Raw genomic sequence first — 14549 nt, 5'->3', positions numbered from 1 at the left:
AAGGTTTACTGTGCTTGCGTCAGACTTCTTCCGAATCCCAACCCACCAGAACAGCGGTGATATTGTCTTCCCCCCCGTGTTCCCTGGCCTTGGAAATCAATGATTCGACTGCCTGTTGGATATCTTTAGCTTGAGCAACGATATCCCAGATCTGTTTATCGCCGATCATTCCTGACAGGCCATCGGAGCATAGCAAGAGTCGCTCCGATTTGGAGAGCTCAAGGGTTTGAATCTCCACATCCAAGTCCCCCCCATTGCCCAAGGCCTGGGTGATGACGTTCCGGAAAGGGTGCACGCGGGCCTCAGATGGCGTCAGGATGCCGTTGGCCACCTGTTCCGCGACCCAGCTATGGTCCCGGGTCACCTGGCGGATGCCCTCCCGGTCCAGCAAGTAGGCCCGGCTATCGCCCACGTGGGCCAAGGTGAGGCTCTGGCCGTGAAACAACCCGGCCACCACGGTGGATCCCATGGTTTCCCGTTCGGGATTCTGGCGAATATCATCGGCGATGGCCTGGTCCGAGAGCAGCAGAGCCACCTTCAACCGGTTCCCGTCGTAGGAGAGCGTTGGATCGTATTCCACGGGCCAGGTGCGGTCCGACTCCACCGTTTCAGCCACAAAGCGGGCCACGGTCTCCACCACGATCTGGCTGGCGATTTCACCCGCCGCGTGGCCGCCCAGCCCATCCGCCACCACGAACAGGCCCAGGGCCGGGTCCACCAGGAAACTGTCTTCATTCTGTTTGCGGACACAGCCCACATCCGAGATGCCCGCAGCGCGAATGTCCATGATCAACCCTTTCCCGTCAATCGGCCCCACAGGTCCTTAAGTTGATCCAGGAGTCCCGGTGGCGGAGCGGGAAGCTTGCCCTTCTGACCCGCCGCAGCCTGGGTTTTGGTGCCCTTCGGACCCTTTGGCAGTGGCGTCCGCAGTTTGGGATGGTTGGGGGAAATCTCCCGGGCCGCTTGCAGGTGCCGCTGCGACCGGGCCGCCATGCCCAGCGTCTGGAAGTGAAGAGCCAGACGGATGTGACTGTCCACATCCCGCGGAGCCAGCCTCACTGCCGTTTCGAGGGCTTTCACGACAGCCCGGAGATCGCCACCCTCCTTTTCAAGGATGGAGGCGAGCAGGGAATGGTATTGCGGCTTTTCCCCATCCATCCGGATCGCGTAGTAAATAAGCGCCCGGGCCTGATCATTGTTGCCCTCTTCAAAAGCGGCCTTGGCCATGACCGCCCAGTCTTCGGAGGTGCGCTCCTGGGGGGTGTCCACCTCTAAGGCCACGGAACCTGCTTGGGGCCTGGGCTGCTGTTGCTGGAACGTGAGCCGTTTCGCGGGGTCCTTCAGCACGCTGAAGGCTTCCGCCAGTTCGCGGAACCGGTTCTCGGCCTCGACCTTCTCATCGCCGGTATAGCGGTCGGGATGCCACCGCTTCGCGAGCCGGTGATAAGCGGCCTTGATGTCGTCCGGGGAGGCGTCCGGTGAAATTTCCAGCACAGTGAATGGATTCATGGCATTCCAGGGAAGGCCCGTGACCGGCGCATCGAACAGGATGGAGGGACAGGGCTTGAGCATGAGGATGGTAGCCTATTTCCATCCTGAACGCAGGCCCTGAGCTTCAGAAAGGAGCAGGGGCCCCTGGGAAAGCGGGTTCATTCCCACGGATCCGGGCTGGTTGTGGCCCCTGCTCGATGGCAAAGTAGAAGGCTCTGGAGGCATAAGCATGGCAGTGGGCATGGCGGTGGATTGGCGCGAGGGGCTTGATGCCGGCGACCTGTCCTCTGAAGCCCTGGTTCAGCAGTCTCTGGACTGGATCACCTCTGGCGAGGGTCGCCTGCGAGCCATCCTCGCCCTGGATGAATCCATAAGCCTCGCCCTGGCCCGAAAAGCCGATGACCGCCTGCGCGCCGGAGAGCGATCCCCCGTGCTGGGGCTGCCCTTCATCCTGAAAGACAATCTGAACTGGTCGGGCCTTCAAGTCTCCTGCGGCTCCCGGATCATGGAAGGCTACCAGGCTCCCTACGATGCCACTGTGGTGGCGCGGCTGCTGGCCGCCGGCGCGGTCCCCGTGGCCAAGGCCAACCTGGATGAGTACGCCATGGGCTCCAGCGGCGAATACAGCGCCTTCGGCGCCGCCAGGAATCCCTGGGACACTGCACGGGTGCCCGGCGGCAGCAGCAGCGGCTCGGTGGTGTCCGTCGCCGCAGGTTACGCGCCCCTGGCCCTGGGAAGCGATACGGGTGGATCTGTGCGGCTGCCGGCCAGCTTCTGCAACGTCACCGCCCTCAGGCCCACCTTTGGCGTGCTGAGCCGTTACGGCCTGAGCGCCATGGCCTCCAGCCTTGATCAGGTCGGACCCATCGCCCGATCCGCCGCCGACATCGCCCTGGCCCTTCAGGTGATGGCTGGCCGGGATCCCATGGACAGCACCTCGGTGGATCTCCCCCGCACCGAAGGCCTGACCCACTTGCAGCCGCGGGAACTCAAGGGGCTTCGCATCGGCCTGCCGAAAGAATATTTCTCCGAAGGGCTTGAGCCCGGCGTGCGGAGCACCCTCGAAGCGGCCTTGAAGGTGCTCTCTGACCAGGGCGCTGAGCTCCGTGAGGTCAGCCTTCCCCACACCAGATACGCGATCGACACCTACTACTTGCTTTGCACCAGCGAAGTGTCCAGCAATCTCAGCCGCTTCGACGGTGTCCGATTCGGGCATCGGGCCTCAGCCACCAGGCTCACGGATATGATCGCCGACACCCGGGACCAGGGTCTGGGTTCAGAGGTCAAGCGCCGCATCCTGCTCGGGGCCTTCTGCCTCTCCAAGGGCTACTACGATGCCTTTTACCTGAAGGCCATGAAAGCCCGCACCCTCATCACCCAGGATTTCGAGAAGGCGTTTGAAACCGTGGATGTCCTGGCCACGCCCGTGAGCCCCGGCACAGCCTTCCCTTTTGGATCGAAAACCGACGACCCGCTGGCCATGTACCTGGCGGATGCCTACACCGTGACAGCCCCCCTGGCGGGCCTCCCCTGCCTGTCCATGCCAGCAGGCTTCACCAATGCGCTTCCAGTTGGCATCCAACTCATCGGGCCCGCGCTCTTCGACGTCATGCTGTTGGAAACGGCGCACGCCTTCCAGTCCATCACCCACCACCACCGAGACACGCCACCCCTTTTCCGCACAGGAGCGAATCATGGCCTTTGACGTCGTCATGCCCCAGATGGGCGAAAGCATTGCCGAAGCCACCGTGCTGAAGTGGCACAAGCAGGTGGGCGACGTCATCGCCAAGGACGATACCCTCTACGAAATCAGCACCGACAAAGTGGATGCTGAAATTCCCGCCCCGGCGGCAGGCACGCTGCTGGAGATTCTCGTGGATGTGAACGTCACCGTGCCCGTAGGCACCGTGGTCGCCCGCATCGGCGATGCCTCGGAGAAGCCAGCAGGTGCGGCCGCCTCCCCCGTGGCCGCCACAGCAGCTCCTGCCGCCGCCGCGATCCCCGCCGCGGCCCGGGTCGCCGAAGAGGATGACAACAGCCTCGAGGGCCGCCTGCGCACCAAGAGCAGCCCGCTGGTTCGGGAGATGGCCAAGCAGCACGGTGTGGACCTCGCGCGGGTCCAGGGCACCGGCCAGGCTGGCCGTGTCACCAAGGAGGATCTTGAAGCCTACCTCGCCAAGGGACCTGCCCCAGCTGCACCCGCTCCCGCCAGCATCGCTCCTTCCCTCCCGGCCGTGCACGACCCCTCCGCGCCCACCATGGGCCTGACGCCCGCGCTATCCGTGCCCCCCGCCCCCGCCGTGCCAGCTTTCGCTGCGGGTGAGCGGGTGAAGGTCGAGCCCATGACGCGCATGCGCAAGATCATCGCCGATGGCATGGTGGCCAGCCGACGCACCTCGGCTCATGTCTACACGGTCTTCGAGATCGACATGACCCACGTGGCCCAGCTGCGCAACAAGCACAAGAAAGCCTTCGAGGCCCAGTTCGGCACCAAGCTCAGCTTCATGCCCTTCATCATGATGGCCGCCTGCAAGGCCCTCCGCGCCTACCCCGTGGCCAACGCCTCCGTGGACGGCGACAACATCGTCTACAAGCAGGACCTCAACCTCGGCATCGCCGTGAGCCTGGACTGGGGCCTCATCGTACCGGTGATCAAGAACGCCGACATGATGAACCTGGGCGGCCTGGCCCGCAGCCTCAACGACCTGGCCGAGCGCGCCCGCACCAAGCAGCTCAAGCCCGACGAGATCAGCGGCGGCACTTTCACCATCACGAATCCTGGCGTCTACGGCGACACCTTCGGCCTGCCCATCATCAACCAGCCCCAGGTGGCCATCCAGGGCGTGGGCGCCATCGTGAAGCGCCCCGTGGTCATCACCGGCCCCGACGGCACCGACTTCATCGCCATCCGCCAGATGATGTTCAGCAGCCTGGGCTTCGATCACCGGATCATTGACGGCGCCACCGGCGACCTGTTCATGGCCTTCGTCAAAAAGGAACTGGAGAATTCCACCTTCGGGCTCGAATAGTCCCCGGGAAATCACCAGCAAACGGCGGCCACCGGCCGCCGTTTTTGTTAGCCGTTATAGGAGGTTTCCCGCACCAGCTCCCGGTACATGGCGAACTCGCCCTGGAAGTGGAGCTGGATGATGGCCGTGGGGCCGTTGCGATGTTTCGCCACGATGAGCTCTGCGGAGGGATCCGGTTCCTCCGTGGCCGAGGGCATCATCTTCCGGTGGATGAAGGCCACCATGTCGGCATCCTGCTCGATGGCGCCGGAATCGCGGAGGTCGCTGAGCTGGGGACGGCCACCCGTGCGGTGTTCCACCTCGCGGTTCAGCTGCGACAGCACCACCACGGGGATGCCGAAATCCTTGGCCATGATCTTGAGGCCGCGGCTGATCTCGCCGATGCGCACCGCCTCGTTCTGCTTGGCGCCACGGCTGCCTTCGGGGCTGCTCAGCAGCTGCAGGTAGTCCACGATGACGAAGTCGATCTTCCGATTGCTCTGGCTGCCCTGCTTCACGATCATGTTCCGGATCTGGGGCACGGTGATGGAGGCCAGGTCGCAGATGAACAGCGGCAGCTGGGCCAGTTCATCGCGGGTCTTCAGCACGTGATCCATGCGCCCGGTGGCCCGGCCGGACTGCAGATCTTTCATGTTCGTCTGACTCTTGGCGGAGAGCAGGCGCATGAAGACTTCCTCATGGCTCATTTCCAGGCTGAAGAAAGCCCCGCAGTGCCCTGGCTGGCCATTCCGCTCTTCGGCCGCCCGCAGGATCCAATTCAGCGCCAGAGCGGTCTTGCCGATGCCCGGGCGAGCCGCGAGCACGATGAGGTTGCCCGGCTGGAATCCCTGCGTCAGTTCATCGAAGCGACTGAAACCCACACGGATGCCCGGCGAGAGGCGGCCTTCCATGCGATCCGACAGCCGCTCCATTGCATCGTCGGCCACCGACTGGATCGACAGCAGCCCCTTGGCCTTGGCATCGCCCTGGGCCAGGTGGAAGAGGCTCTGGGCCGTTTGATCCACCAGGATCTCCGGCGCCTCGTCTTCCTCGGCAGCCTGCCGGACCAGCTGGGCGCCGAGATGCACGAGCCGGCGCAGCTTGGCTTTGCGGCGGATGACGTCAGCCAGCACCTGAGGGCGTTCCACATCCTCGCCGGCAAGCAATTCCACCAGGCCTGGATAGCCGCCCACCTTGTTGAGGCTATCGTCCTGATCGAGCGCATCCTTCAAGGTGAGGGAGTTGACCTCGACCTGGGCCTCGATGAGCGTTTTCAGCGCCCGAAACACCGCCCGGTGGGCCGGGTGGACGAAATCCTCCTCCGACAGCGAAAAGACCGCCTCGCTGGCGATGAAGCCAGCGCCAGGAGCGCAGCAGGTGGCCAAGAAGGACCGCTCTGCGTCGATATCCTCCGGAAGCCGTTCCGGAAGCCAGTCCGCCATGGCCACTCCCGCCGAATCAGAGTCCCGGAGGAGTGTAGCCGCCGCCAGTCACATCCACAAAGATGGGATTGGTGATGGCGATGGGATAGATCCCCTTCATGATCTTGTTCCAGGGGGTTCCGTCATTCTTTCCGGGTGACGACTCGCCCTGGTAGGGCCCCGTCTGAGCCCGGGAGACTCCCGCTTCGACCACCAGCCAGGCGTCCTTCCCGACAGGCATGGGCACGTTCACTGTGGCGGTGCGCAGCCGGGTGTCCGCGGTCGAAGCCGTAAAGCTGGCCAGCGGCACCTGAATGGGAGTGCCACCATTGACCACCACGCGCACCTCATCCACGGGCACCCAATCGGGCGCGTAAAGCGAGATGCTGAGCGTGACGCTCGTGGCAGGCCCCGCCACCAATCCTCCCGGCCCAATGCCGTTGACCGACACATCCAGAAGCGGCCCGGTGGAGGCCACGGCGGCACCGGTCTGGAGGGCCGTCAACACTGGACCGAGGGCCGTCTGATCGAGGGTGGCGCTACCGACCTTGAGATACGTGCGCGCCAAACCCACGGGTGTGTCCAGGCTGAATCGTGCCGAGGAGAGGCCCAGGCCCTTGGTGAAGGCGGTCGGAGTCTGCTGATTGAGGAGGGCAAACCAGTCGGATCGAACGGCGGAATACTCGGCATACCACGCGGTTGGATTGGCGGGATCACAGCCTTCGGCGCGCAGCAGTTCCAACGCGTCGAAATCACCGACATGCTTGCCAAGGGAGGCCGGGCCCGTCTGCGTCCACCAGCTGTTCACACCCGTGCCAATGGCCACCGTGGGGTCAAACCCCCTCACCGTGAACAGGCCCTGGGGACCGCGGGGGCGGTGAATGACGGTATAGCCACCCTCGGCTTGGGCAATGAATTCGGCCAGGTTCCATCCCTTGGATGGCCGGGCCCCACCGTTGCGATCCGTGGTGGGCGTCGGGGTGAAGAGGGCAGTGACAAATCCATCCGCAAGTGCGGAGCTGCGGGCACCCACCACGAAAGGATCCAACCCCAGCGGCGCGCGCTGGGCATCCGACACCAAGGGGGTATCGATCTCCGCTCGGAATTCGTCGCGCAGGGCCTTGGGGTCGGTGAGCACATCCTCTTCGGTCCGGCCCACCACCTGCACACCTTCGGCCAGGGCGGAACTCAGCATCTCGCCGGGATTGAAGCCGCCGGTGGTCGCCTGGGTGGGACCAGGCACATCGAAGGAGGTCCAGCCGGAAGGAAGGGTCGGCGTGAATACCACGAACGGGTGCGAAGTATTCAGCTGGCCATCCGAAGCATTCAGCGGCAAGGAATCCAGGTGGGACATGGGCCCCCGGGTGGCATAAGCCACATAGTCACCCGGAGCGAAGTCCATCAGAGATTGCGCGTTGTAAGGACCAAATGCCGCACCGAATATTTGGTTGCCAGCCGTGTATTGGTAGGCTCCGTATTTCGGGAATGACCCCACCGGAAGTTTGGCCTTGAGCACCTCACTGTAGATGCTGGAAACCTGACGGATGCGCTGCATGGCAGGGTCAGCGGTTCCAACACCTTGGAAGGTGAATCGCAGAGGATTCATCCCACTGGTTTCCTGGGTTCCAGCTTGTCTTGCACTAAAGACATGGACGGTTTGCCGGTTCTTAATGACATTGCCCGCGGGATCCAACACATCCGCCCGCTCAGGGCTCAATGGCTCGTTCACATTCCATGGCTGGGTCTTTGAGGGCGTGATGGGCGTAGGCAGGTAAGGACGGGTGGTGTCCAGGGTGTTGGTGCCCAAGTAAAGGTAGGGGCTCTGTTCAAATCGATTGCGTGCGGAAAGGCGGTAGCGCTGGTTTTGCCCAGTGGACCCATCCGCAATCGCCGGGAGAAGCAATCCGATCGTCGAAGAGGTGGACGACACATCCGCCGGTTCCCGCCACTCCACCCGCTCCAATTGCCAGTTCGCGGCATTCGTGAGGTTGACTGACTTGTCCGGATCGGCCCCGGCATAGATGTAGCGCTCAAAGCGGAATTCAGTCTGCAGTGGCCCGTTGGTGGCCGCAGTGCCAAAAGACATGTAGCCCAGGAACCCCACGTCCTGCCCCTTGAATCCAGCCCTCGCCTGCGCCATTTCGTTCATCACGGCAGTGGCCTGGGCGGGCACGATCGAGGCGGCGCTCGCCCCACCAACAACGTAGAGGCGGCGACGGTACTGAAGCGACTGACCATCCCCAAGACTGGCAACCGCAGGGCTACCAACCACCAGCCGGGCGGGGAACAGGGGGCGGTTTTCCGTCAGGGCATGCTGGGGATCTGAGGCCACCAGCAAGGAATCCACATCCAGAGGCATGATGCCCAGGGATGAATGGGAATCAAACGTGTTCCCGGCCGACTCCGCCCCCATGAGGCCCACCATGGGCGCGACCACGCTGGTGGCTAGAGGCTTTGTAAAGTCCGATCCGGGAATTTCAACGCCCCAGGTATTGATGGGGGCCCCCGAAAAATCTGAAATGGCAGGCACATTGAAGCGGAACCCTCCCCCGTGCTGGGAGAGGTGGTCTCCCAGGTTTCGAAGGGACAATGTCGCGCCGCTGCCGTTGGTCAACGTGGTTTCCAGCGTGAAGAACAGCTCCCCCTTGTTGAGGGTGATCCGGTGCTGCACGGAGACCCCGTTCACGCGGCCGGAAGCGTCCGTGGCGGCGCCCAGTTTCCCTTTGCGATCCAGCAGATAGCCCTGCATGTCAAGGCGGACGGAGTTGTTGCTCGTGGTCGGGACGAAGCGGTCAAACACCAGCGGCAGATCCGGGTCCTGGTTCGCCACAGGGCCCAGCCGCTCAAGCAGGTCCGTGGGCATGGACACCCGATGGAAGCTCTGATCGAGGGCGATGGAACCCACGTCCAGGATGGCTCCACCGGAAGGAGCGCCGAATTGCCCCTCACGGTCGCCAAAGGCCGCGCCATCCACCGCCAGCTGCACGGAATCATTGCCGAGGAAGAAGTCCCCGGGGCCGGATGTCGCCTTGAGACCGGCGATCCGATCCCCACCCGTGGCGGGGATTTCTTCGACCGCCACTGCGGGCCTTGAGATGCCCGTGGCCCGGAAGCAGCCGGTGCTTCCCGCCACCAGAACCAGGGTGAGGGGCATCAGCAGCCTTAGATGGCCGGTCAGGGCACCCCGGAAAGGGGAGGCTGCGGAATAGGGGCTCATGTTCATCAACGGGGCTCGCAAAAATCGGAGGTCCATGGGGCTGGGCGGACGAAAGGTCTATGCTAACTCACGATGCCGATCTCCGCCTTCCTTCATCGCTGCTGGCAACGCCGGTGGCCTCTGATCCTGGTCCCGACGCTGGTCCTCCTGGGAGATTTGCTCTGGACCCTGGGAAGGTTCCCCGCCATGCATCATCTGCAGACCTTTCCCGCCGACCGCCTTCCCGCGGTGGGTGGGCCTGTCCTGGTGCTGGGGGCAGGTGTCTACGGAGATGGGGAACCCACCTCCATTCTCGAAGGTCGTCTGCGCACAGCCCTGGAGCTCTACCGGACTGGCAAGATCCGGTGGTTCCTGGTCTCGGGAGATAACCGTCATGCCACCTACAACGAACCCCAGGCCATGCGACGCTGGCTGGTGAAACAAGGTGTTCCCCCCACCCACATCGTCAGCGACTACGCGGGAAACCGCACCTGGGACAGCCTGCGGCGGGCCCAGGCGGTCTTCGGACAGAAACAGGTCGTGATTGTGACCTCAGACTTCCACCTGCCCCGGGCCCTCTACCTGGCCGATTCCATGGGACTGCAGGCCTGGGGCGTGCCCGCCCGCACCGATGACCGCCCCTGGGCCGCACGCCTGCGGTTCTGGGGCCGCGAGTACGTGGCCCGGCATCTGGCGCTCTGGGACGCCTGGTTCCCACCCAATGCCCGGCTGGGCCCCCGCGAACCCACCCCCGATGACTGGGATCCCGTTCGATGAAGCAGGCCAATGACAGTGTCATCCTCGCCGCCCGACGGCTGCCCCAGGGCCGCTATGGCGGCAGCCTGGCCGGGGTGGGGGCCGTGGGCCTGGGCCTGGCCGTGGTGGAGGCTCTGACCAGGCACCCCGCCCTGCCCCGTCCGACCAGCCTGCTTTGGGGCATGGCGCGCAGCCACACCCAGGGCATGAACCCGGCCCGCACCCTCGCGCTGAAAGCCGGCCTGCCCCACGACACCACCGCCTTCACCCTCAACATGGCCTGCGGCTCCAGCCTCCAGGCCCTCATCCTTGGCTGCCAGCGCCTGGCGGAGGCCGAAGCCCCCATCCTCGTGGGCGGCAGTGAGGCCATGTCCGACACGCCTCACCTGGTGCCGGGCCTGCGCTGGGGCTTCCGCATGGGGCACCGCCAGCTGCCGGATGTGATGCATCAGGATGGCCTCCGTTGCCCGGTGACGGGGCTGCTCATGGGTGAAACCATTGAGGCCTTGGTGCGCAAGCGCGGGATCACTCGCATCGAAGCCGATGCCTGGGCCGCCGAAAGCCACCGTCGGGCTGCGCTCGGTGACTTCAGCACGGAGCTGGTGCCTCATCCCGAACTCGATCACGACGAGTCGGTGCGGCCCGGAGTTTCCGCAAGCGAGCTGGCCCGGCTGGCCCCGGTCTTTGATCATGAAGGTCAGATCACGGCAGGCAACGCCTCCGCCCTATCCGATGGCGCCGCGGCCCTGTTGCTGGCGCGGCGCGATCAGGTCGACGGCACCAGGCCTCTGGCCCGCATCCTGGGCTGGAGCGAGGTCGGTGTGGATCCCATGGACATGGGCGAAGCCCCCGCATTCGCCGTGAAGCGCCTGCTGGCCGATCAGGGTCTGGCTGTGGCGGACATCGACCTCTGGGAGCTCAACGAAGCGTTTTCCGCGCAGCTGCTCGTCTGCCAACGCCAGCTGAACCTCCCCCCGGAGCGTCTGAATGTAGCGGGTGGAGGCGTGGCCCTGGGCCACCCCATCGGGGCCTCCGGGGCCCGCATTGTCTGCACCCTGGTCCATCAGTTGAGACAGCGCGGCGGCGGGCTCGGCGTCGCCACCATCGGCATTGGTGGCGGCCTGGGCCTGGCCGTGCTGATCGAAACCGAGGATTAGACGGCGGTTTCCGCCAACAGCGCCTTCAAGGCCCGGTAATCGGTCTTGCCCGTGCCCAGGGTGGGGATCTGATCGATCTGGCGCACCACGCGAATGTTATGCAACGAGGAGAGCCCTGCCGCCCGGATGACCGCATTGGCCTCATCCCGTGCGATGCCCGCCACCGAGAAGAGGATCAGATCCGGGTTCAGCTCCTCCGGCGAAGATTCCACTGCCAGCAGGGGTTCGGTCTCCTCGTCGCCCTGGAAACGCCGGGACAGGGCCTCCTCAATAGCGGGCAACGACACCATTTCGCCGCCCAGTTTGACGAAGCGCTTGAGCCGGCCTGAGAACACCAGCACACCGCGGTCCTGATACACGAGATCCCCCGTGCGGTACCACTGGCGCCCCTCGAAGGTTTCAAAGGGCGACTCGACGTTCTGGTTCAGGTAGCCGGAGAACACGCTGGGGCCACGCACCAGCAGCATGCCGGGCTGCCCGGGCTCGACGCGGCGTCCCGATTCCAGATCCACCACAGCCCACTCCACCGAAAGCAGGGGCTTGCCAATGGTGCCGGTTCTCGGATCATCCTCCCGGTTCACGGAGACCACCGGTGAGCACTCGGTGATGCCATAGCCCTCCAGCACCGTGGTTTTCGGCCAGCGCCGGGCCAGGGTGGCGTATATCTGCTCGGGGCACTTCTCCGCCCCGGACACCACGATTCTCAGGGATTCCAGGTGGCGATCCTCGGCCGTGCGGAGAATGCCCCCGAGGAAGGTGGGTGTGCCCACCAGCAGGGTGGCGTGGTAGGCCTCGATGATGCGGGCCAGCATGCGCCCTTCGGTGGGGTTGGGGTGGTAGACCACGCGCAGGCCCAGCAGGAGCGGCAGGATGGTGGTGGTGGTGAGGCCGAAGGCGTGGAAGGGTGGCAGGCAGCCCATCACCCGTTCGTCTTCCTTGAAGTTCAGGGCCTGGGCGGCGTCGCGGATGTTGGCCAGGATGTTCCCGTGGGTGAGGGGCACGGCCTTCGGGTGGCTTTCGCTGCCACTCGTGAACAGCACGGCGGCCACTTCGGGAGGTTTCACATCGAGAAGGGACGTCCAGTTGAAGCGGGCGCGGAAGGCCGCCGCCAACTTGGTGGACAGATGGATTTTTTTCCCGACCTCGTCCAACAGCAGGAGGCGCTCCTTGACGGCCGCAAGGTCCACCCCCCGGGCATCCAATCGGCTGATGAGGGTGGACACGCTGATGACATGCTTGACCCCCACCAGGTCTAGCCCATAAGCCATGCTGCGGGAGCCCGCCGTCCAGTTCACCAATACCGGCGTCTTCCCAGCGAAGAGCAAGGCAAGGTAGAGGATGCTGGCGCCGCCGGAAGCGGGCAGCATCAGCCCGACGTGGCTTCCCTCCAGGCCCTCGAAGATGGGCTTCAATACCAGGATGGCGGTGAGCACATCGCGGTAGGTCTTCACGCCGCCCAGCTGGTCCGCCAGCACCACCCGGCGGGGATCGCGCTTGGCCTGCTTGAGAAAGACTTCGGGAATGGTGTCCCCATGAGGCAGGTCGATGGGAAGGTCGGTGCGGGAATGGAACCAGGCGTGGGGCACGGCCTTGAGTTCACCCTGCCGCAGGGACACGGCCGCCCCGGTAGCCGCGAGCTGCACGTCCGCTACGGTCTGGATCGAAGCGGGGTCGCTGCAGGCGTAGCCATAGGCCCGCTGAATCCACAGCTCCAGCTCCCGGTGGTCGAGGGCATCCAGCCCCAGGTCACCCACGAGGGACTGGGTTTCCTGAATGTCCTTGCGTCCTGTGAGGGCCTGCAGATGCTTGCGCACAGCCTCCCGCACCTGGGGAGGCACGTTGCGCGGATTCCCCTCGATCTTCGGCCTTGGAGGCTCGGGCAGCGTCCGCGGCGCATGATCTTTCCACACCAGGTAGGGCACGAAGGTTCTGGGCGCAGCGTCCCGGTTCAGGGCCCTCGCGAGGGCCTGGTTCACCGCCGCCCGGCCTTGCGGAAGGGGCAGCTCGATCTCTTCGAAGGCGAGGCGGACTTCCCGCCGGGGCATGAAGAACAGCGCGTTGGCCCAGAGGTAGCCCAGGCTCTTGATCAGCTCCAGCCCCAGGGCAGGCCTCCTTCCCGAAGCGGCGCTGAATCGGCTTCCCCACAGGCCCTGCAGGCGGACAACCACCACCCGGGTGCCCGGAGCCTGGCGCAGGATCGCCTCCACCACGCTGTTGTCGGCGAGATCTTCGGTCTTCTGGCGGGCCAGACGTCCGCCCGGAAACAGCAGCAGGTTCCGTCCCTGGGTGAGGGCCCGGGCGAGGCCCATCAATTCGGCGTTCAGCACCTCCCGGCAAGCGGCCCCATGCTGCGTGGGATCCGGCAGGGCCCGCGCGCCCAAGAGCCGGGCCAGCCAGCGCAGGGGGGCGGGGGCCGCGTGATCGCGCCCGGCCACCAGGGTGGGGGTGAAGCGGTGGTGCAGTTCCGAGATCAAGAGAAACGGATCCACCAGTGAGGGATGGGTGGCCAGAAACAGGATTCCGTCCTTGTCCCTGCCCCGGCGTCCGGCGGCCGGAGGCAATCCACCCTCCTGGTGGATGCGGTACCGCAGCCGCAACAGCGGCCGACCCAGCGTTCGAATCAGGGAAGCAATCATCGGGATTCAGGACCTGACAGCAATGGCGGGCTCATCGCCCGGGCAAGTAGGAATTCGGGATTGTAGCGGGAAACTTTTCCAAGCCCTAAACCGCTGCAGCCCCGATGCGAAGTATAGTGAGGTAACCTGCCAGGGTTTCATGCGAGGGCCTCATGACCGATTCACCCCTGATCCGCCTGACCGACATCACCAAGATCTACCAGATGGGTGACATGGAGGTGCGGGCCCTGGATGGCGTCTCCATGGAGATCCAGCGCGGCGAATATGTGGCCATCATGGGCCCCTCGGGTTCAGGCAAATCCACCATGATGAATGTCATCGGCTGCCTGGACACCCCCACGGATGGCACCTATGAACTGAACGGGAAGCTGGCCTCGGCCATGACCGACGATGACTTGGCCCAGATCCGCAACGAGGAAATCGGCTTCGTCTTCCAGACCTTCAACCTCCTGGCCCGCACCACCTCGCTTCAGAACGTGGAGCTGCCCCTGATCTATGCGGGCAAAACCCCGGCCGAGCGTCACCAGATGGCCCTGAAAGCCCTTGAGAATGTGGGCCTGGGCAGCCGCAGCGACCACATGCCCAACCAGCTCTCCGGCGGCCAGCGGCAGCGTGTGGCCATCGCCCGTGCCCTGGTCAACGACCCCTCCATCCTGCTGGCAGACGAACCCACGGGTGCCCTGGACTCCAAGACCAGCATCGAAATCATGGCCCTCTTCGAGGAGCTGTACCAGAAGGGCAACACCATCATCCTCGTCACCCACGAAGAGGACATTGCCCGCCACGCCCACCGCATCGTGAAACTTCGCGATGGCAAGATCATTCATGACGAACCCAACGTTCCCATCACGCCTGAAGAGCACATGGCGAATCTGAGCCTTTGA

General features: G+C 64.6%; 10 protein-coding genes. 5 read left to right on the top strand and 5 right to left on the bottom strand.

The features are described 5' to 3' along the window. Positions 1-19 precede the first annotated feature (19 nt). Together Q9293_RS07380 and Q9293_RS07375 are read right to left on the bottom strand one after the other, a co-directional pair. Positions 20-787 carry a Stp1/IreP family PP2C-type Ser/Thr phosphatase gene (locus Q9293_RS07380; protein WP_306251555.1) on the bottom strand — a complete coding sequence of 256 codons (768 nt, stop codon included), beginning with the start codon at positions 785-787 and terminating at the stop codon, positions 20-22. 2 nt (positions 788-789) lie between these two features. Then, a complete protein-coding gene (locus tag Q9293_RS07375; RefSeq protein WP_306251552.1) occupies positions 790-1509 on the bottom strand; it encodes a J domain-containing protein in 720 nt (239 codons plus the stop codon). A 211-nt stretch (positions 1510-1720) separates the two neighbouring features. Here Q9293_RS07375 and gatA point away from each other — a divergent pair, with 211 nt between their 5' ends. After that, a complete protein-coding gene (gene gatA, locus Q9293_RS07370; RefSeq protein ID WP_306251550.1) occupies positions 1721-3196 on the top strand; it encodes an Asp-tRNA(Asn)/Glu-tRNA(Gln) amidotransferase subunit GatA in 1476 nt (491 codons plus the stop codon). Next, positions 3186-4520 (top strand): dihydrolipoamide acetyltransferase family protein, encoded by a 1335-nt coding sequence (locus tag Q9293_RS07365; protein WP_306251548.1) that lies wholly within the window; start codon positions 3186-3188, stop codon positions 4518-4520. The genes gatA and Q9293_RS07365 overlap by 11 nt, the downstream gene beginning before the upstream one ends. A gap of 47 nt (positions 4521-4567) precedes the next feature. On the opposite strand, the gene Q9293_RS07360 is transcribed toward Q9293_RS07365, so the two are convergent. Both Q9293_RS07360 and Q9293_RS07355 read right to left on the bottom strand, forming a co-directional pair. Beyond that, complete coding sequence (locus Q9293_RS07360; RefSeq protein ID WP_306251546.1) at positions 4568-5941, bottom strand: replicative DNA helicase; 1374 nt, start codon at positions 5939-5941, stop codon at positions 4568-4570. Positions 5942-5957: 16 nt separating this feature from the next. Continuing rightward, on the bottom strand, positions 5958-9137 hold the full coding sequence (locus tag Q9293_RS07355) for a hypothetical protein (RefSeq protein ID WP_306251544.1): 3180 nt from the start codon (positions 9135-9137) through the stop codon (positions 5958-5960). Between the two features lie 186 nt (positions 9138-9323). On the opposite strand from Q9293_RS07355, the gene Q9293_RS07350 reads away from it, so the two are divergent. Further along, complete coding sequence (locus tag Q9293_RS07350; RefSeq protein WP_306251542.1) at positions 9324-9893, top strand: vancomycin high temperature exclusion protein; 570 nt, start codon at positions 9324-9326, stop codon at positions 9891-9893. After that, on the top strand, positions 9890-11029 hold the full coding sequence (locus Q9293_RS07345; protein WP_306251540.1) for a thiolase family protein: 1140 nt from the start codon (positions 9890-9892) through the stop codon (positions 11027-11029). Before Q9293_RS07350 ends, Q9293_RS07345 begins: the two co-directional genes overlap by 4 nt. On the opposite strand, the gene Q9293_RS07340 is transcribed toward Q9293_RS07345, so the two are convergent. Beyond that, a complete protein-coding gene (locus tag Q9293_RS07340; RefSeq protein WP_306251538.1) occupies positions 11026-13665 on the bottom strand; it encodes an AMP-binding protein in 2640 nt (879 codons plus the stop codon). The genes Q9293_RS07345 and Q9293_RS07340 overlap by 4 nt on opposite strands. A gap of 152 nt (positions 13666-13817) precedes the next feature. On the opposite strand from Q9293_RS07340, the gene Q9293_RS07335 reads away from it, so the two are divergent. After that, positions 13818-14549 carry an ABC transporter ATP-binding protein gene (locus Q9293_RS07335; RefSeq protein WP_306251536.1) on the top strand — a complete coding sequence of 244 codons (732 nt, stop codon included), beginning with the start codon at positions 13818-13820 and terminating at the stop codon, positions 14547-14549.

Origin of the sequence: Geothrix sp. PMB-07 (assembly GCF_030758935.1) — a bacterium.
Taxonomy (GTDB): Bacteria; Acidobacteriota; Holophagae; order Holophagales; family Holophagaceae; genus Geothrix.
Note: the sequence above shows the minus strand (reverse complement) of the source record. Positions and strands in the feature narration are given on the sequence as shown.